This is a genomic window from Pedobacter psychroterrae (assembly GCF_004331695.1).
GTDB lineage: Bacteria > Bacteroidota > Bacteroidia > Sphingobacteriales > Sphingobacteriaceae > Pedobacter > Pedobacter psychroterrae.
Map to the genome: position 1 here is coordinate 278,983 of NZ_SJSL01000002.1, position 16,624 is coordinate 295,606.

The 16,624-nt window shown below is 42.6% G+C and carries 19 protein-coding genes; 12 read left to right on the top strand and 7 right to left on the bottom strand.

The annotated features are described in order from the left end of the window. Nucleotides 1-304 precede the first annotated feature (304 nt). The gene (locus EZ437_RS09520; protein WP_131595674.1) at nt 305-1,084 is read left to right on the top strand and encodes a MerR family transcriptional regulator; all 780 of its coding nucleotides are present in this window, start codon (nt 305-307) and stop codon (nt 1,082-1,084) included. Between the two features lie 145 nt (nt 1,085-1,229). Here the strand turns inward: EZ437_RS09520 and EZ437_RS09525 are convergent, their stop codons facing one another. Beyond that, nucleotides 1,230-1,628, bottom strand: coding sequence for an SRPBCC family protein (locus tag EZ437_RS09525; protein ID WP_131595676.1), 399 nt, complete (start codon nt 1,626-1,628; stop codon nt 1,230-1,232). A gap of 7 nt (nt 1,629-1,635) precedes the next feature. Then, on the bottom strand, nt 1,636-2,295 hold the full coding sequence (pyrE, locus tag EZ437_RS09530; protein ID WP_131595678.1) for an orotate phosphoribosyltransferase: 660 nt from the start codon (nt 2,293-2,295) through the stop codon (nt 1,636-1,638). 55 nt (nt 2,296-2,350) lie between these two features. Here pyrE and EZ437_RS09535 point away from each other — a divergent pair, with 55 nt between their 5' ends. Continuing rightward, nucleotides 2,351-2,905, top strand: a complete 555-nt coding sequence (locus tag EZ437_RS09535) for an NUDIX hydrolase (protein ID WP_225869542.1) — start codon at nt 2,351-2,353, stop codon at nt 2,903-2,905. A gap of 9 nt (nt 2,906-2,914) precedes the next feature. Here EZ437_RS09535 and coaD read toward each other — a convergent pair whose 3' ends face one another. From coaD to EZ437_RS09550, 3 genes are read right to left on the bottom strand one after another with little or no spacing between them, the layout of a single operon-like run. Next, complete coding sequence (coaD, locus tag EZ437_RS09540) at nt 2,915-3,376, bottom strand: pantetheine-phosphate adenylyltransferase (RefSeq protein WP_131595682.1); 462 nt, start codon at nt 3,374-3,376, stop codon at nt 2,915-2,917. A gap of 2 nt (nt 3,377-3,378) precedes the next feature. Next, nucleotides 3,379-3,921, bottom strand: coding sequence for an RsmD family RNA methyltransferase (locus tag EZ437_RS09545; protein ID WP_131595684.1), 543 nt, complete (start codon nt 3,919-3,921; stop codon nt 3,379-3,381). Continuing rightward, nucleotides 3,912-4,742 (bottom strand): DUF3822 family protein, encoded by an 831-nt coding sequence (locus EZ437_RS09550; RefSeq protein ID WP_131595686.1) that lies wholly within the window; start codon nt 4,740-4,742, stop codon nt 3,912-3,914. Before EZ437_RS09550 ends, EZ437_RS09545 begins: the two co-directional genes overlap by 10 nt. 52 nt (nt 4,743-4,794) lie before the next feature. Between EZ437_RS09550 and EZ437_RS09555 the strand changes: the two genes are divergently transcribed. Both EZ437_RS09555 and EZ437_RS09560 read left to right on the top strand, forming a co-directional pair. Further along, on the top strand, nt 4,795-6,237 hold the full coding sequence (locus tag EZ437_RS09555; protein WP_131595688.1) for an ATP-dependent DNA helicase: 1,443 nt from the start codon (nt 4,795-4,797) through the stop codon (nt 6,235-6,237). A gap of 40 nt (nt 6,238-6,277) precedes the next feature. Further along, nucleotides 6,278-6,964 carry an MCP four helix bundle domain-containing protein gene (locus tag EZ437_RS09560; protein ID WP_131595690.1) on the top strand — a complete coding sequence of 229 codons (687 nt, stop codon included), beginning with the start codon at nt 6,278-6,280 and terminating at the stop codon, nt 6,962-6,964. Here the strand turns inward: EZ437_RS09560 and EZ437_RS09565 are convergent. Beyond that, nucleotides 6,961-8,280 (bottom strand): sensor histidine kinase, encoded by a 1,320-nt coding sequence (locus tag EZ437_RS09565; protein WP_131595692.1) that lies wholly within the window; start codon nt 8,278-8,280, stop codon nt 6,961-6,963. The genes EZ437_RS09560 and EZ437_RS09565 overlap by 4 nt on opposite strands. An 80-nt stretch (nt 8,281-8,360) precedes the next feature. Here EZ437_RS09565 and EZ437_RS09570 point away from each other — a divergent pair, with 80 nt between their 5' ends. Together EZ437_RS09570 and EZ437_RS09575 are read left to right on the top strand one after the other, a co-directional pair. Next, a complete protein-coding gene (locus tag EZ437_RS09570; protein ID WP_131595694.1) occupies nt 8,361-8,771 on the top strand; it encodes a GtrA family protein in 411 nt (136 codons plus the stop codon). 12 nt (nt 8,772-8,783) lie between these two features. Beyond that, nucleotides 8,784-10,490: an ArnT family glycosyltransferase gene (locus tag EZ437_RS09575; protein ID WP_131595697.1), complete on the top strand. Its 1,707-nt coding sequence runs from the start codon at nt 8,784-8,786 to the stop codon at nt 10,488-10,490. On the opposite strand, the gene EZ437_RS09580 is transcribed toward EZ437_RS09575, so the two are convergent. Further along, a complete protein-coding gene (locus EZ437_RS09580; RefSeq protein ID WP_131595699.1) occupies nt 10,487-10,783 on the bottom strand; it encodes a Dabb family protein in 297 nt (98 codons plus the stop codon). The genes EZ437_RS09575 and EZ437_RS09580 overlap by 4 nt on opposite strands. A gap of 178 nt (nt 10,784-10,961) precedes the next feature. Between EZ437_RS09580 and EZ437_RS09585 the strand changes: the two genes are divergently transcribed. Genes EZ437_RS09585 through EZ437_RS09610 form a run of 6 tightly spaced genes read left to right on the top strand, consistent with a single transcriptional unit; the run spans nt 10,962 to nt 16,610 of the window. Next, nucleotides 10,962-11,990: an AAA family ATPase gene (locus EZ437_RS09585; protein WP_131595701.1), complete on the top strand. Its 1,029-nt coding sequence runs from the start codon at nt 10,962-10,964 to the stop codon at nt 11,988-11,990. Between the two features lie 3 nt (nt 11,991-11,993). Next, complete coding sequence (locus EZ437_RS09590; RefSeq protein ID WP_131595703.1) at nt 11,994-12,869, top strand: DUF58 domain-containing protein; 876 nt, start codon at nt 11,994-11,996, stop codon at nt 12,867-12,869. Continuing rightward, nucleotides 12,866-13,840: a hypothetical protein gene (locus tag EZ437_RS09595; protein ID WP_131595705.1), complete on the top strand. Its 975-nt coding sequence runs from the start codon at nt 12,866-12,868 to the stop codon at nt 13,838-13,840. The genes EZ437_RS09590 and EZ437_RS09595 overlap by 4 nt, the downstream gene beginning before the upstream one ends. Beyond that, the gene (locus tag EZ437_RS09600; protein WP_225869543.1) at nt 13,824-14,831 is read left to right on the top strand and encodes a vWA domain-containing protein; all 1,008 of its coding nucleotides are present in this window, start codon (nt 13,824-13,826) and stop codon (nt 14,829-14,831) included. The genes EZ437_RS09595 and EZ437_RS09600 overlap by 17 nt, the downstream gene beginning before the upstream one ends. A gap of 4 nt (nt 14,832-14,835) precedes the next feature. Next, complete coding sequence (locus tag EZ437_RS09605) at nt 14,836-15,876, top strand: vWA domain-containing protein (protein ID WP_131595707.1); 1,041 nt, start codon at nt 14,836-14,838, stop codon at nt 15,874-15,876. Then, nucleotides 15,873-16,610, top strand: a complete 738-nt coding sequence (locus EZ437_RS09610; RefSeq protein WP_131595709.1) for a tetratricopeptide repeat protein — start codon at nt 15,873-15,875, stop codon at nt 16,608-16,610. Before EZ437_RS09605 ends, EZ437_RS09610 begins: the two co-directional genes overlap by 4 nt. The last annotated feature ends 14 nt before the right edge of the window (nt 16,611-16,624 follow it).

Genomic DNA, 16,624 nt, shown 5'->3' on the forward strand with positions numbered 1-16,624 from the left:
CTTAACGCGCTTTTCACCCGTTTAGCAACGCGCAAAGAACGGGTCATTTTCGATTAATTTTCGACTAAAAATCTGATTACTTAAGAGCCCTTCCTGAACCTGCTGTTAGGTTGCATGCACTGAGGGCTTCAGGCCCATGTTATTGAGGAAATACAAAGGTCAGTATTTTAAGCAAATTTCTGTCTGATCGTTTTTGGAAATTAAGCCGGACTTGGTGAAATAGCTTACTTCCAATTTTTTTGAAAATAGTTCTTGACTCTTACCTAGGGTCATAGCCTACCTTTGTGTTCATAATAAGAAGAACATGAGCAACTCAAACACTTATTCTGTAAAGCAACTCGCCAAACTGGCTGGGGTAACGGTCAAAACCCTGCACCTGTATGACCGGAAAGGCTTACTGAAGCCGGCTGAAAGGACTGGTTCTAGATATCGTCTGTATAAGGAACCCGAACTGCTGCGCCTGCAACAGATCCTGTTTTACAGGGAGCTTGACTTTCCACTTAAGCAAATTAAGGAGATCCTGGATGATCCAAATTTCGAGTTGATAAAGGCATTGGAAGGCCATGAGAGGCTATTGAGAGTCAAAAAGGTAAGAATCAACACCTTGATGAAAACATTAAATCAAACTATTCATTCATTAAAAAATAAGACGATGTTAAACTTAGAAGATTTATACGATGGGCTGAGTCAGGAAGAAGCCCGAAACTACAGAACCCAGGCCATCAGCAACTATGGTGAAGAAGTTGTTTCCCTTGCAGAAAACCATTTGAAAAGCCTTAGCAAAAAAGATATGCAGGCATTGGTACAAAGACAAAAGGAATTGGGCAAGGCGCTTTATCAGGTAAAACATTTAGATCCTGCTAGTGAAAGTGTTCAGGAGCTGGTTCACCTGCATTACCAAAATACGAGGAGACTTTGGGGTACACATCAGGCCGTGGACAAACAAGCCGAGGCGTATAAGGGTTTAGGGCAATTGTACCTGACAGATGAAAGGTTTACCAGTGATTGTGGCGTACCGCATGAAAATTTCAGGATATTTATTAGTGAAGCGATGTCGGTCTATTCGGAGTCGTTAGTTGGGTGATGCGGCGCGAAAACACGTCGGCTTCATGCCAATGAGGCATGTCAGAGAGAAGGCATTTGGCTGGTATGTGACCGCAGGGAGCTTAGCAGGCGCAGCCTTCGACTGACAGCCGAATTGGTAAACAAACAGTCAAATAAACTATTTCTTACCCTATCGCTGCGCTCAGCGCTTTAGTCTGATGGTCTGCCAGCTTCTGCAGAGGACCTGCAGCAAGCATTTTCATCATCATATTCAAATCTGCAGAAATGATGTGTTTGGCTATTGTACCGCCCTTTCCATTATCTGCTACCGTCCATTTCAGCTCAACATCAAAAGGCGGTTTTTCAGTTGGGATGGCAGTTAATTCTTTATTTTCAATACGGTTGGAAATCTTAATGGCTAGTTTTGCCATATTCTGGATCGTAAAACTGGCCTCGTCTTCAGTAGCAGACCAATTGTAGATATTCTCGGGCATTAGCTGCTTATGATTGCTCAGGTCAGCTAAAAATGTATATACTTTTTCTACAGGGACATTTAGCTCGGTAGTACTTTCAATAACGGTCATCGTATAATTAACTTAATTGTTCTTCTTCTTTTCCCCACTCTGATGGATTTCTGCGCCATTTGGTCAGCATGTCAACATCGTTTTGAGCAATGAAGCTATGTTCTGCAGCGTATTCTATCAGTGTACTATAATTGGAAAGTGTAGCAAAGCGACATTTGGCCTCCTTAAAGTTTTCCTCTGCCTGGTCAAATCCATAAGTAAAGATAGCTACCAGTCCGGCAACAGATAATCCTGCAGCTTTTAAAGCAGCTACAGCCTGTAAGCTGCTTTTTCCTGTTGAAATCAAATCTTCGATCACCACTACGCGTTGGCCTTCCACTATTTCTCCTTCAATTAAACTTCCTGTTCCGTGTTCTTTTGCTTTAGCCCTTACATAGGCAAACGGCAATCCAAGTTCCTGGGCTACCAAAGCACCTTGAGGGATGCCTGCAGTGGCTACACCTGCTATCAAATCTACCGATCCGAATTCCTCCTGGATCAGCTGTGTAAGCTTCTGTCTGATGTATGTTCTTACAGACGGGTGAGAGAGAGTGATCCTGTTATCACAATAAATAGGAGATTTCCAACCCGATGCCCATGTAAATGGATTATTAGGTTGTAACTTTATTGCTTTAATTTGTAATAAAAATTCAGCTACCTTTAATTCAATATCACTTTTATTATACATGTCCCAAAATTACAGAATTTATATCAACGATAATACTTTGTTTATAGCAGATTTGATGCCTAAACGAGTTAAGAAAATTCAACAACTTGACATACAGGATTTTGATTTTCAAACATTCCATAAAAATTTAAGTAAGGTGTCTGCAAAAGAGTATATATTACTGGTCGACCGCCCTAAAAAATTGTTTACAAAGATCCAAAAGGACTGTGAACTCATCAAGGCGGCAGGCGGACTGGTAAAGAGTGCTGAAGGCAATTATTTATTTATTTTCAGAAATAAAAAGTGGGATTTGCCAAAAGGTAAGGTAGAAAAAGGAGAGGGGATGAAAGAAGCTGCGCTCAGGGAAGTAGAAGAGGAATGCGGTGTAAAGATCCATACCAACGATGAGAAGCTCTGTAAAACCTTTCATGTGTATGTACTTAATAATAAGCTGGTGCTTAAAAAGACCAACTGGTACAGTATGACGGTAAAAGGCGAACCAAAGCTGATCCCTCAAAAGGAAGAAGGCATTACCAAAGCTGTATGGCTGTCTGAAATTGAACTGAACCCTGTCTTAAAGAATACCTATCCTTCTATAATACAGGTATTGGAAGCAGGGGAACTGCTATAAAAAGACTTCCTATAAAAACGGGATGGCCTGTTCTGGCAGGAACTTGCTCACATCGCCATTGTTGCGCAATATGTCGCGTACAATGGTAGAGCTGATGGCAGAATATTCGGGCTTGCTGAGCAGGACGATGGTCTCCATTTCGGGCATCATGGTCTGGTTGATCTGGGCAATGGCCTTTTCATATTCAAAATCGCCAACTGAACGTACTCCTCTTACCATATAAGTGGCATTTATTTTTTTACAGAAATCTACCGTCAGGCCTTCGTATAACGCTACACTGACAGATGGAAAGTCTTTAAATACCTGTTTCACAATTTCCTCACGCTTAGCGGCAGACAGGAAACTTTGTTTGGAACTATTGAGCCCTATACCTACTACGATCTTGTCAAATAAGGGCAGGGCACGCTTCAGAATGTCCACATGGGCAATGGTAATGGGATCAAAGGAGCCTGGAAACAATGCGATCTTCATGGTCAGAGGTTGGGTTTTTCAAAGAAACTAAATGAGGAATTGCCATACCTCCTGGTTTCGGTATAGCCGGGCTGGTTATTTAACTTTAATAGGGAAGGATGTTCTACGATCAGCATGCCATTGTCGGTAAGCAGGTTACGCTCCATTACCAGTTCCGGAATACGCGGTATGGTGGGCAGGTCGTAAGGCGGATCAGCGAAAATAATCTGATAAGGCTGGTCATGGCTGGCCAGAAACTTGAATACATCTGCCTTTTGCACATCAATTTCATCAAGCTTATGTTTTTCGATCACAGACTTTACCCAGTATACACAGCCTGAGTGCTTGTCTACGGCTGTTACCTGTTTGACACCCCTTGAGGCAAATTCAAAGCTGATATTGCCGGTACCACAAAACAAGTCCAGTACATTGCAGCTGTCAAAATCGTAAGTATTGTACAGGATGTTGAACAGTGCTTCCTTGGCCATGTCTGTAGTAGGCCTTACAGGTAAGCTGTCCGGCGCATTAAAACGGATACCCTTCAATCTGCCTCCTATTATTCGCATAGGTCGATTGCTAATAGGCTGCTGTAATAATGAGCAGGCATGTCGTCCAGAATCTTATTGTTAGTTTCAAGGGCCGGAGCTTCATTGAAATTGATTGTTTTGAAATACTTGGCGATACAGTTATAGTGTGCATCATCCAGGTGGATGATACCACTAATAAAGATGGCTGTATCAGCCGTGCTGATCTTCAGTTGGTTGATGATGAACAACAAATAGTAATTGAATTCCTCTGCATTTTCCGTTTCAAAGTATTTCTGAAAGATCAGTTTCCCTCCGGCAGTATATACTGCATTAAAGGAGCATGCGGTAAAGTCTAACTGTAGGGTGCTGGCTGTTTTACCTGATGCCATGGTCAGTACCGGTGCGGAATGGTCAAATATCCTGCAGTTGCTAAGCGAGGAACTGATCGTCTCATCCATTACATCACTTAACGTAAAGATGGATTTGAAGCCGAAGCTGTCGACAGACTGGGTATATAAATTATTGGATTGTACTACCGGAAAGAATTTGGCATAATCATTTAGGGTCTGATCGCTAAACAATTCGCTGGGAATAGCAATAGCGTTTTCGGTATATACCGATGCTTTAACTTCTTTAAACGAGATAGCTAAATAGCTGTCCGTCTTAAGCCTCAGTGATAGTTCCGCAGGCACATCCCGGCATTCCTGATGATCATAAACTGCCTGCAGCTGTTTGGTATTGCTGTCGATAATTGCATAGGAGAAACTGTCTGCAGTAATCTTAAGTAACAAAATGCAATCTGTGGCAGCAGCAGGATCAAAATCAGGATCAACTAATAATATGCTATTTTTGCTGTTCATATTAACAAAATTAATCCTTTTTTCTATAACATCACCATCGCATATTTGTTAAATGGATAAAGCATCGATAATCGCATCATCTTATCAGTTCAGTCCCACGGCTGAGCAGCTTGCTTTTTGCAGGGAGATGGCTTTATTTCTAAGCCGGCAACTGGACAAGCAATGCTTTATCCTGAGAGGCTATGCCGGAACGGGAAAGACGACTTCGGTGGGTGCCCTGGTAAAAGCACTACCACGCTTTTCCCTGCGCGCTGTATTGCTGGCGCCAACGGGAAGGGCGGCCAAGGTAATGAGTAATTATACAGGGCGTAAAGCACTGACTATTCATAAAAAGATTTACAGGAAAAAATCTGCGGTAGGTGTGGACATGTCATTCCAACTGGCGCCAAACCTGGCCGAGCACACCCTGTTTATTGTAGACGAGGCCTCTATGATTGCCGATGAATGGAACACCAAAACCGGTTCTTCTTTTTTAAAAGACCTGATGGAATTTGTATACAATGGCAAGAACTGTGCGGTAGTGTTTGTAGGCGATACCGCACAGCTACCCCCGGTAGGCAGTATTGATAGTCCTGCACTCAACAAGGATTACATAAGCAAAAACTTTGGGATGCAGGTGACAGCGGTGGAACTGAAAGAAGTAGTGCGACAGGAAAAGAAATCGGGCATACTGGCCAATGCAACCATGCTTCGTAAACTCATCAACGATGCCGAAAGTAAAAATAAGGAGGATGACAAGCCCGACCTCCCTAAGTTCCTGACCAAAAACTATAAGGATATTTTCAGGATGACGGGACTGAAACTGGTGGAAGGACTGGAATATGCTTACAGTAAGTTCGGAATTGAAAACTCGCTGGTCGTATGCCGGTCCAATAAATCAGCCAATGTATACAACCAGCAGATCAGGGCAAGGTTGCTCTATCGCGAAGAGGAACTGACCGGAGGTGACCAGATCATGGTGGTCAAAAACAATTATTTCTGGCTACCGGAAAATGAATCGGCAGCATTCATCGCCAATGGCGATATGGCGGTGATCAAAAGGGTGAGGGGTACTGAAGAGCGGTATGGTCTGCGTTTTTGTGAAGTAAACCTGGAGTTTCTGGATTTTCCGGAAGCAGGGCTGATCACCTGTAAGGTGATGCTGGATACACTGACTGCTGAAACACCGAACCTTCCTTATGAGCAAAGTAATAAACTTTTTGAGGGCCTAAACCTGGACTATGAACACCTGACTAATAAGCGGGAGCGGTTTAATGCCATTAAGGAAGATCCTTATTATAATGCCCTGCAAATTAAATTTGCGTATGCCGTAACCTGCCATAAGGCGCAAGGCGGACAATGGGATGCCGTATTTGTAGATCAGGGCTATTTGACTGAGGATATGGTAGACCTTGATTTTTTAAGATGGTTATATACCGGGGTAACAAGGGCAAAAAGAGAATTATTTTTAGTAAATTTTGCTCCGAACCTGTTTGTTACTCCCGCGGAGGAATAAACAGCTATATTACTGACCCGAACATTAAGCCTGACCAATTATGAGATTTGCTTACTCGATTAAACAAAAGATAAAAATTGCCACGCTGTTATTTTGCGTAATGGGCTGCAGCATCCTGATCCGTTTTTTGGAAGACAAAAGCGTCAAGGACATGAACGAATCATTTGTTTCCATGTACAAGGACCGCCTTATTCCGGCTACTGATCTCTTTTATGTAGCTCAAAATTCTTATGCTAAGCGTTCATTGCTGGAAAGCGCCTTGTATACACAGTTTGGCAGCCTGAGTCCAGGGAGCCTGACAGAGCAGTTGAATGTTTTCAATACCGTGATCGATTCACTGATAAAGAAGTATGAGAAGACTTTTCTGGTAGAGCAGGAAAAACAGCACCTGATAGAACTGAAAGACAGGCTGGCCCATACGGAGCAACTGGATACTGAGCTTTTGCTGCTGCTGCGCAATAAGGATTTTGCCGGTGCGGGCAAGCTGTATGAAAACGCCGGAAGGGTGTCTTCAGACAGGACCATACAAAAGCTGTCAGAACTGATGGGCATCCAGACCAGGGTAGGTGAGGAGCTGATCAGGGATTCTGACTATATGGTGTCGGGAAGCAAACTTTATTCGTCGCTACAGATCGCGCTGGCTATTGTAATAGGGATTTTGATAGTCGGTATAGTGTTCACTTCCAACGTGGTGAAAATCACCAATGAAAAGTTTAATTTAAACTAGCCGGCCAGCGGCATAGAGATGATAAACGTAGAGCCTTTGTTCTCTTCACTTTCCAGCGACAAAGTACCGCCGTGCTGCTCTACAATATCTTTAGAAATATGCAAGCCCAATCCTATAGATCTTTCACCTTTAAGACCTTGTCTTCCTGCTTTAGAAAACTGGTCGAACAGCAATGTTTTTAAATTGTCAGGAATGCCGATGCCATAGTCTTTAACGCGGATCATACATAGCGTGTCTTTTTTTAATACTTCCACATCAATTGGAGTATTGGTTTCAGAAAATTTAAGTCCGTTGCCGATCAGGTTATCTATTACACGGTTGAATTTTGATGGGTTTACAGAAGATAAAAGCTCACTTTCGTGCGCAATAAAGTTGATCTTTCTTTGCTCTTCTGAATTGGCCTGCCAGCTCATGCAAATGCCGCTCAGGTAGTCAACCATGTTGATATTTACCATTTGAAAAGGTATTTTTTCTTCCTGTACTACTTCTATCAGGTCATTGATGATGTCTTTAGCCTGTCTGGAAGAGCTTAAGATCAGTGCTGCTTCTGTATTTTCTGTCCCTTTGTTTTCTTCCAGGATAATTCTGCTAAGGGCTTCAATATTGTTTAGCGGGTTGCGCAGGTCATGGGCTACAAAGCCAAGTATCTCACTTTTCTGACGGTTGAGCTCCTGCACCTCTATGTTTTTTTCTTCGAGCTGCCTGAGCTGGGTAAAGTGTTGTGACTTAAAGAAATAACTATACCTGGAACAGATGTAAAGTACAAAAGCCAAAATGATGGCAGCACCGGTATTTAATATCTTTTGATCAAGATCTAAATTTGGTATGATCATCCCGATGATAAACAACAGGATGGCATGTAAGGAAAGTATCAATATATATTTAAACTCAAGAGAGAAGAAAATACTGACCATAACAATACCGATCAAAAAAACGGTCATCGTATTTTTAGTGTTGTGCTGAGAGTAAATGAAGCTGATATAAAAAGTAATACTAAGCAAAAACATGCTAAATATCAAGGTCAGTATGTTTCGCTGGCGTACTGTCCATGAATTGGGCTTTGCAGCGATCGTACTCACAATAATAAATATAGGACCCGCAGTGATCTGGATCATATTGCTGATATTGTATTCGGCAAAATTGGGCAGACTTCCCATTTCCTTATAGAAAACTACTGAAAATATCCTTAGCGTTGCGGCCAGCGCAAAGATCGCACTACTCAGGATTTTAATTTGCTTTACGTTTATATAACTGTAAGCTTCCTTAAAATCTGAGGAATATTTCTCGGGCGTTTTATATTTTAAAAGATTAAGCAATCTTATTGGTTTTGAAACAAAAATAAGGAAAGGAAATGAAGTTGTGTTATTAAATCCTATTTTTGCTAAAAAACAACCCTATGGCCCTTACAGCAGCTATTGAATTTAATAGAGCCTTTTTTTTGAAGTTTTTGAAGTTCGGATTAGTTGGGTTTTCGGGTCTTATAGTTGATTTTAGTGTTACCTGGCTGTGTAAGGAAAAGCTAAAGATCCATAAATACGTTTCCAGTTCCCTTGGTTTTGTCGTTGCTACAGGTACCAATTATACGCTGAACCGCTACTGGACATTTAACAATCATGATCCGGCCAGTATTACCCAGTTTGGCAAGTTTTTCGTGGTGGCTGTAGTTGGCCTTGTTCTCAGCAATGCCATTATTTATTTGTTGAACGACCGGATGAAATTTAATTTTTACCTTGCCAAAGCTTGTGCCATTGGAATCGTTTCTTTATGGAATTTCTTTGCCAATTATCTTTATACCTTTACGGGATAACCTTTATTCCTGATGGCAGAGAAAAAAAGACCTGAACAGGTATTGTTTATATTTTTGGGTGTCTGGACATTAATCAACATCATCCAGGCAAGCTTTGTAGAACTGCACGCTGACGAGGCTTACTACTGGGTATATTCCAGGTTTCTGGACTGGGGTTATTTTGACCATCCTCCGATGGTGGCACTGTTCATCAAACTTGGCGATGCTTTAAGCGCGTCAACATTGGGCCTTCGCTTATTTACAGTACTTACCAGTACATTATCTGTATACCTGCTCTGGCAAATGCTGAAGCAATATGCAGATAACATCCGTCTTTTTGTTTTACTGTTTTCTGCCATTGTGCTGTTTCATGTATATGGCTTCATCACTACACCTGATTCGCCTTTATCTTTCTTTATCGTATTGTTTTTTTATATCTATCAGCGCTATGAAAAGGAAGATAAGCTGAAATGGGCTGTACTGCTGACGCTGGTAATAGCTTGTCTGCTATATAGTAAATACCATGCTGTCCTGGTGCTTTTCTTTACCATATTGTCGAATCTTAAGCTGTTAAAAAGGCCATCTTTCTGGGGGATTGTTATCGGTTCCGGGATTGCCTTTCTGCCCCATCTATGGTGGCAGTTTCAGAACAATTTCCCTTCATTCTACTATCATGTTATTGACCGCTCTGCCGCTCCATATAAGTGGAGCTTTACAGGCGACTACCTTATTGCCCAACTGGCCCTTGCAGGTCCGCTGATTGGCTGGTACCTGTATAAATCAGTGGTGGTTACCAAAGCAGGCGATCCTTTTCTGCGCGCCATTAAATACAACTGTGTTGGCATCTTCATCTTCTTCCTGCTCAGTACTTTTAAAGGGAGGGTAGAAGCACACTGGACTTTGCCGGCCATGCTTTGCCTCTTTATGCTGGCTTATGTCGCCATAGCACAAAAAGGGGTGCCTAAATGGTTTGAAAAACTGGCCATTATCAATATTGCACTGGTGGTATTGGTGCGCCTGATCCTGATCTTTCCTGTAGATGCCCTGATGAAGGTAAAGATTGTAGCCTATTATTTCGGTACTGAAGAATGGGCCGGACAGATTAGGGAAAAAGCAGGCACTAGCCCGGTAATTTTCACCGATTCTTTCCAGGTTCCTTCAAGATACAACTATTATACACGCAGTACATTGGGTTTTGGTTATGACTCCAGGTATTACAGAAAGAACCAGTACGATATCTGGCCGCTGGAAGATCGCTTACGGAATAAAAAAGCCTACTATGTAATACAGGATAGCTTTGGCGATTCCATTGCGCAGGATACGATTAATACCAGTAAGGGAGTCTATTATGGCAGATGGCTGGATAATGTTAGGATGTACCAAAAGGTAAGGATCAACCCACTATACGGCATCCATCGCCTGAAGCCTGGAGAGCAGTTTTCTTGCGCTGTATATATTTCCAATCCATATAATGAACCTATCTCATTGGGCAATGCTGGTGAAAAGTGGAAATGTTACGTGGAATATGGTTTTAAAAAAGATGCGGAGTTTGGAGAATTTAAGCCTTTTATAACAGATACAGAAAATATTAAGATAGGGGCTAAACAGTGGGTGCATGTAACGGGAGCCATTACAGCTCCCGATAGTCCAGGCAAATATAAGCTGGTATTTTCTGTTCGTACCGATCCCTTTTCGGGAGGCCGCAACAGTGATATGATCACTGTTGAAGTGGCGGACTAATTTGCGTCGTAAATAACAACTTTATCAAACAGGATACGGAATTCATCCAGAAATGCTGTGTGAAGGTCATGCACCTGATATACATCATGCCCGGCCAGGTCTTCAAAAAAGATCGTTAATGAATAGGTATAAGTGATGTCTACTACCGGGCGGTCAATCGGGGCCGGAGTACCAATATGAAAGGCTTTGATACCTTCAATTTTTTCCAGTGATGAAAGGCCATTTTTAAAAGCATTCTTTTGATCTTCAGTAGTGTCGGCTTTAAGCCAGAATAGAACGTGATGTGCTAGCATAATGTATGTTTTTTACAAAGCTAGGTATTCATCGGGAGATCTGCCAGTATCCATATAGGATTTATTCAGTATCTGGGGGACTTTGGGATTTAACATATTTTAACACTATACTTGCGCCCATACTGTTGCGAAAAAAATAACCTTTACCTAATTTTCGCAGCGAAAATAAAGGGTATAAATGGAAGATATAAATAACATTACTGAAAGTGCTTCGTACGGAACAGATATCCGCGCACTAAACGAAATGATACAGAAAGAAAGTGCTTTTATCGATCTGCTTTTTATAGAGATGGATAAAGTCATTATTGGTCAGCGATATATGGTAGAACGCCTGATGATCGGTCTGTTGGCGGATGGACATATTTTGCTGGAAGGTGTACCCGGGCTGGCAAAAACACTGGCCATCAATACACTGGCTAAATGCATTGATGCCGGATTCAGCCGTATACAGTTTACTCCTGATCTTTTGCCCGCCGATTTGTTGGGTACGATGATCTACAACCAGAAAAAAGAGGAGTTCATTGTCAGGAAAGGCCCGCTTTTCTCTAATTTTATTTTGGCAGATGAGATCAACCGTGCTCCTGCCAAAGTGCAGAGTGCCTTGCTTGAATCTATGCAGGAGCGTCAGGTGACCATTGGCGACAATACATTTGACCTGCCTAAGCCTTTCCTTGTGCTGGCTACCCAAAATCCGATTGAGCAGGAAGGTACCTATCAGCTGCCTGAGGCGCAGGTAGACCGTTTTATGCTGAAAGTAGTGATCGGCTATCCTAAAAAAGAGGATGAAAAGAAAATCATGCGGGCAAATATTGCCCCGCAGGGAATGCCTAAGCCAACTGCCATTCTTCATACGGACGACATCATCCGGGCAAGGAAGGTGGTAAGAGAGGTATATATGGACGAGAAAATTGAGCAATACATCATCGATATTGTATTTGCCACACGCTTTCCTGAACAATATAAACTGGCAGATTATAAAAACCTGATCAGTTACGGTGCTTCACCAAGGGCCAGTATCAACCTGGCGCTGGCTGCTAAAGCCTATGCATTCATCAGGAGAAGGGGCTATGTCATTCCTGAAGACGTAAGGGCTATTTGTCAGGACGTATTAAGGCACCGTATAGGCCTCACTTATGAAGCAGAGGCTGAAAATGTAACCACTGAATCCATCATTACCGGAATATTGAATGCTGTAGAAGTACCATAGTCTATGGATACCAAAGATCTTTTAAAGAAAGTAAGAAAGATTGAGATCAAATCGCGGGGTTTGAGCAATCAGATCTTCTCCGGTGAATACCAATCGGCATTTAAGGGCCGGGGTATGGCCTTTAGCGAGGTGCGCGAATACCAGATGGGTGATGAGATCCGTACGATTGACTGGAATGTGACCGCCCGGTTCAACCATCCCTATGTGAAGGTATTTGACGAGGAGCGGGAAATGACGGTAATGCTGCTGGTAGATGTGAGTGCCTCCAAAAACTTCGGAACGCAGACCCAGCAAAAGCAGGAGTTGGCGACGGAGCTTTGTGCGGTACTGGCATTCTCAGCCATTCAGAACAATGACAAAGTAGGGGTATTGTTTTTTAGTGATCAGGTAGAGAAATTTATCCCTCCCAAAAAGGGCAGGAGCCATATCCTGATGATCATCAGGGAACTGATAGATTTTAAACCAAAGCATAAAGGGACGAATGTGGCCGAGGCCCTGAGGTATTTTACCAGTGTAATCAAAAAGCGGTGTACTGCATTTTTGCTGTCCGATTTTATGAGTGATACTTTTGAAAACGAGATCAAGATTGCCAACAGGAAGCATGACCTTGTTGCACTCAGGCTGTTTGACCTGCATGAAGAGGAGTTTCCAGATTTAGGCCTGATACCGATAAAAGATGAAGAAAGCGGGCAGTTGGAATGGATCAATACTTCGGACAAGCAAGTACGCCATGCATTTAAGACTGCTGCTCTGGAAAGGAACGGCCGGCTGGAAGATCTGTTCAGAAGATCGGGTGTTGACTTTACTAAAATAGGTACGCATCAGTCGTACATTAAACCGCTGATGACATTATTTAAAAAACGTGAGGCTAGAAGATGAGGAAGTATTTGAATTTTAGCTATTGTCTGTTGCTGGCTTTATTGTGTTTTGCCTATCAAAGCAGGGCACAGGATATAAAAGTAAGTGCAAAACTGGATAAAACTACGATTGCCCTGGGCGATCAGACCATATTGAGACTCAGTGTTGTCAGTCCGCTAAAGATGCTGGTTACATTCCCTGTACTTGCCGATACATTATCGTCAAAAGTACAGCTTGTGGAAACTGGTAAAATTGATACACTTGTGGATCAAAACAATCCTTCGGTGCATACCCTCAACAGACAATATACGATCACCTCTTTTGAGGCCGGTTTGCATATGATCCCTGCGCTTGCATTTGAGACTAAAGATGGTAAACTGACTACGGAGGCATTGCCGCTGGAAGTAAATGCGGTTAAGGTAGATACGACTAAAGCCATCTATGACATTAAACAGCCACTGACGGTTTCTTATTCATTTATGGACTGGCTGAAAGACAACTGGTACTGGGTGCTTAGTGGGATCGCTGCCTTGTTGTTATTGGCCGGACTGGCTTACTATTTGAAAAAAAGGAAGATCATAACACCTGAAGTACAAAGGGCTAAAGAACCTGAGGTGCCCTTGCATGTATCCACTGTAAACAGGTTAAATGCGCTCAGAGAGAAAAAACTTTGGCAGATGGACCTGGTAAAGGAATACTATGTAGAGCTGTCTGATATCCTTAGGGAATACCTGGAAAAAAGATATGGTGTGAAAGCGTTGGAGCAAACTTCTGATGAGATCTTTGCCAGTACCAGGCAGCTGGAAATTGGGGAGCAAAGCAGAAATCAGTTAAGGCAGATCCTGATTATTGCCGATCTGGTAAAGTTTGCGAAAGGGATTCCTCAATCGTCCGACAATGAGCAGAGCATGGAAAATGCAGTCAGTTTTGTAATGGCCACGAAAGAGGCCGCTAGGGTAACCGATAATAAAGCGAATGATGAGCTGGTATAAGGAAATAGAATTTGCCAATCCGGCATTTTTATGGCTGCTGATCGTTATTCCGCTAATGATAGGTTGGTATATATGGAGAAATCAGCGGCTGCAGGGCACGCTTGGCATTTCGTCGCTGAACGGTTTTTTGAAAGCAAAAAAAAGCAGCTATTCCTGGCTGCGACATTTGGGGATTGCTTTAAGGTCTTTTGCACTGTTTGCCATGATTGTAGCACTGGCAAGGCCTCAGTCGGCACTGAGCTGGGAGGATTCTACCACAGAAGGAATTGACATTATCATCGCGACGGATATCTCAGGAAGTATGCTGGCTGAAGACCTGAAGCCTAACCGCCTTGAAGCAGGTAAAAATATTGCCATAGATTTTATAAAAGACAGGCCCAACGACCGGATCGGACTGGTGGTATTCAGCGGAGAGAGCTTTACCCAATGCCCGCTTACGATTGATCATGATGTGCTGGTCAACCTGTTTAAGGGTATTAGTAATGGAATGATAGAGGATGGTACGGCAATAGGGATGGGGTTGGCTACAGCAGTAAACCGGCTAAAGGACAGTGAAGCAAAGAGTAAAGTAGTAATATTGCTAACAGATGGCTCTAATACATCCGGCTCTATTCCTCCAGCTACGGCTGCAGAAATAGCCAAGCAAATGAAAGTGAGGGTGTACACCGTGGGTGTGGGGACAAAAGGTTACGCACCATATCCTGTGAAGACTCCTTATGGCATACAGTACCAGCAGGTGCCAGTTACGATAGACGAAGGTGTATTGTCCAATATTGCAAAGATCACTGGTGGTAAGTATTTCAGGGCCACCAACAATGAAAAGCTGAAACAGATTTATCAGCAGATAGATCAGCTGGAGAAAGCTAAGATCGCCGTAACGCAATATCATAAAAAGACTGAGCGCTTTTTGCCGCTTGTGCTGATGGCACTAGCATTGTTACTGGTCGAGTTCCTGATAAGAAATACATTATTGAAAGGAGCCTTAACTTAATCATATGGTACGTTTTGAACATATAGAATTATTATGGGCATTGATGGCAATTCCGCTGTTCATCATGCTTTTTTTTGTAGTAAGACGCTGGAAACGCAGGGCCCTGGCGAGTTTAGGCGATAGAAAAACCGTACTGGGAATCATTCCTGAGGTATCTTTTAAAAGGCCGGGAATTAAGTTTGTGTTTTTCCTGATTGCCTTTGCTTCAGTGGTACTCGGCGCGGCCAATCCGCAGATCGGCACCAAGATAGAGGAGGGGAAAAAGAGCGGCGCAGACCTGATGATCCTGCTGGATGTGTCTAATAGCATGTTGGCCGCCGATCTGGCACCCAGCAGGCTGGAAAATGCGAAGCGGGCGATTTCTCAATTGATCGATAACATGCACAATGACCGGATAGGGATCATTATTTTTGCAGGAGAGGCATATGTGCAACTGCCGATTACTACCGATTACTCTGCAGCAAAACTTTTTCTGAATAACATTACTACCGATATAGTCCCTACCCAGGGAACGGCTATCGGCGCTGCCATTGATATGGGGATGAAGTCATTTGATTTTGTAAATGGAACGAGCAAGGCAATGATATTGATGACCGATGGTGAGAATCATGAAGATGATGCAGTGATTGCAGCAAAGAGCGCAAGTGCTAAGAATGTGGACATCCATGTAGTCGGTGTTGGTTCACCGGAAGGAAGTCCGCTGCCCATCTATCAGAATGGCAGTCCGGTTGGCTTTAGGAAAGATGAGGCCGGTCAGACGGTGATCAGTAAATTGAATGAAGAGATGTGCAAGGAAGTAGCAGCTGCGGGCAATGGTGTGTATGTAAGGGCTACTAATGCCAGCAGCGGACTGAATATTGTGATGGACCAGGTGAATAAAATGGAAAAGAAGACATATGACAGCAAGGTATTTAAAAACTACGAAGACAGGTTCCAGTTTTTCCTGGCCTTTGCGCTGATTATGTTGCTGATAGAGTTCTTTATTTCCAGTAAGAAAAATTTAAAACTGAGTGAGGTGAATTTGTTTGAGGTGAAAAAGTCATGAAAAGATTAATAGTTGTTACGTATCTGCTGTTGCAGGGCTCATTGCTGTTTGCACAAAAGGAGAAGCGGGATATCCATAAAGGAAACCAGCTTTATCAGCAGCAGAAGTATGCCGAAGCCGAAGCTTTGTATAAAAAGTCAGTAGAGAAATCTAAGGAATCTGTAGCAGGTAATTTTAATTTGGGTGATGCGCTGTATAAGCAAAAAAAACTGGACAATGCTGCACAGAAATTTACTGAAATAGCCGGAAGTTCCAAAAATAAAGCGGTAAAAGCGCAGGCCTATCACAATCTGGGCAATGCACTGCTGGAATCAAAAAAACTGGAAGAGAGCATCGAAGCGTATAAAAAGTCGCTGATGAACAATCCCAAAGATGACGAGACCCGTTACAATCTTGCATATGCCCAGGAAAAATTGAAACAGCAACAACAGCAGCAGAATAAGGACAAGAATAACAAGGACAATAAAGACAAAGACAACAAGGATCAGAAGAATGATCCGGATAAAAACAAGGATCAAAATAAAGATAATAAAGACAATCAGGATAAAAAGGACCAGAATAAGGACCAGGACGAAAAGGATCAGAAAGATCAGCAGCCACAGCCTGATAAGTTGTCTAAAGAAGATGCGGAGCGTATGCTGGAAGCATTAAATAATGAAGAAAAGAACACCCAGGACAAGCTGAAAAATAAAAAGGCCAAGGGTGGAAAAGGAAAGATCGTTAAAGATTGGTAAACTGATTTTATAAG

What these genes read in the sequence shown, in the direction of transcription:
- EZ437_RS09520 (WP_131595674.1), top strand. Translation starts at nt 305, where the DNA reads ATGAGCAACTCAAACACTTATTCTGTAAAGCAACTCGCCAAACTGGCT.
- pyrE (WP_131595678.1), bottom strand. Translation starts at nt 2,295, where the DNA reads ATGTATAATAAAAGTGATATTGAATTAAAGGTAGCTGAATTTTTATTA.
- EZ437_RS09595 (WP_131595705.1), top strand. Translation starts at nt 12,866, where the DNA reads ATGAGGAAGTATTTGAATTTTAGCTATTGTCTGTTGCTGGCTTTATTG.
- EZ437_RS09605 (WP_131595707.1), top strand. Translation starts at nt 14,836, where the DNA reads ATGGTACGTTTTGAACATATAGAATTATTATGGGCATTGATGGCAATT.
- EZ437_RS09555 (WP_131595688.1), top strand. Translation starts at nt 4,795, where the DNA reads ATGGATAAAGCATCGATAATCGCATCATCTTATCAGTTCAGTCCCACG.
- EZ437_RS09590 (WP_131595703.1), top strand. Translation starts at nt 11,994, where the DNA reads ATGGATACCAAAGATCTTTTAAAGAAAGTAAGAAAGATTGAGATCAAA.
- coaD (WP_131595682.1), bottom strand. Translation starts at nt 3,376, where the DNA reads ATGAAGATCGCATTGTTTCCAGGCTCCTTTGATCCCATTACCATTGCC.
- EZ437_RS09545 (WP_131595684.1), bottom strand. Translation starts at nt 3,921, where the DNA reads ATGCGAATAATAGGAGGCAGATTGAAGGGTATCCGTTTTAATGCGCCG.
- EZ437_RS09525 (WP_131595676.1), bottom strand. Translation starts at nt 1,628, where the DNA reads ATGACCGTTATTGAAAGTACTACCGAGCTAAATGTCCCTGTAGAAAAA.
- EZ437_RS09585 (WP_131595701.1), top strand. Translation starts at nt 10,962, where the DNA reads ATGGAAGATATAAATAACATTACTGAAAGTGCTTCGTACGGAACAGAT.
- EZ437_RS09580 (WP_131595699.1), bottom strand. Translation starts at nt 10,783, where the DNA reads ATGCTAGCACATCACGTTCTATTCTGGCTTAAAGCCGACACTACTGAA.
- EZ437_RS09560 (WP_131595690.1), top strand. Translation starts at nt 6,278, where the DNA reads ATGAGATTTGCTTACTCGATTAAACAAAAGATAAAAATTGCCACGCTG.
- EZ437_RS09575 (WP_131595697.1), top strand. Translation starts at nt 8,784, where the DNA reads ATGGCAGAGAAAAAAAGACCTGAACAGGTATTGTTTATATTTTTGGGT.
- EZ437_RS09535 (WP_225869542.1), top strand. Translation starts at nt 2,351, where the DNA reads ATGCCTAAACGAGTTAAGAAAATTCAACAACTTGACATACAGGATTTT.
- EZ437_RS09610 (WP_131595709.1), top strand. Translation starts at nt 15,873, where the DNA reads ATGAAAAGATTAATAGTTGTTACGTATCTGCTGTTGCAGGGCTCATTG.
- EZ437_RS09550 (WP_131595686.1), bottom strand. Translation starts at nt 4,742, where the DNA reads ATGAACAGCAAAAATAGCATATTATTAGTTGATCCTGATTTTGATCCT.
- EZ437_RS09600 (WP_225869543.1), top strand. Translation starts at nt 13,824, where the DNA reads ATGATGAGCTGGTATAAGGAAATAGAATTTGCCAATCCGGCATTTTTA.
- EZ437_RS09570 (WP_131595694.1), top strand. Translation starts at nt 8,361, where the DNA reads ATGGCCCTTACAGCAGCTATTGAATTTAATAGAGCCTTTTTTTTGAAG.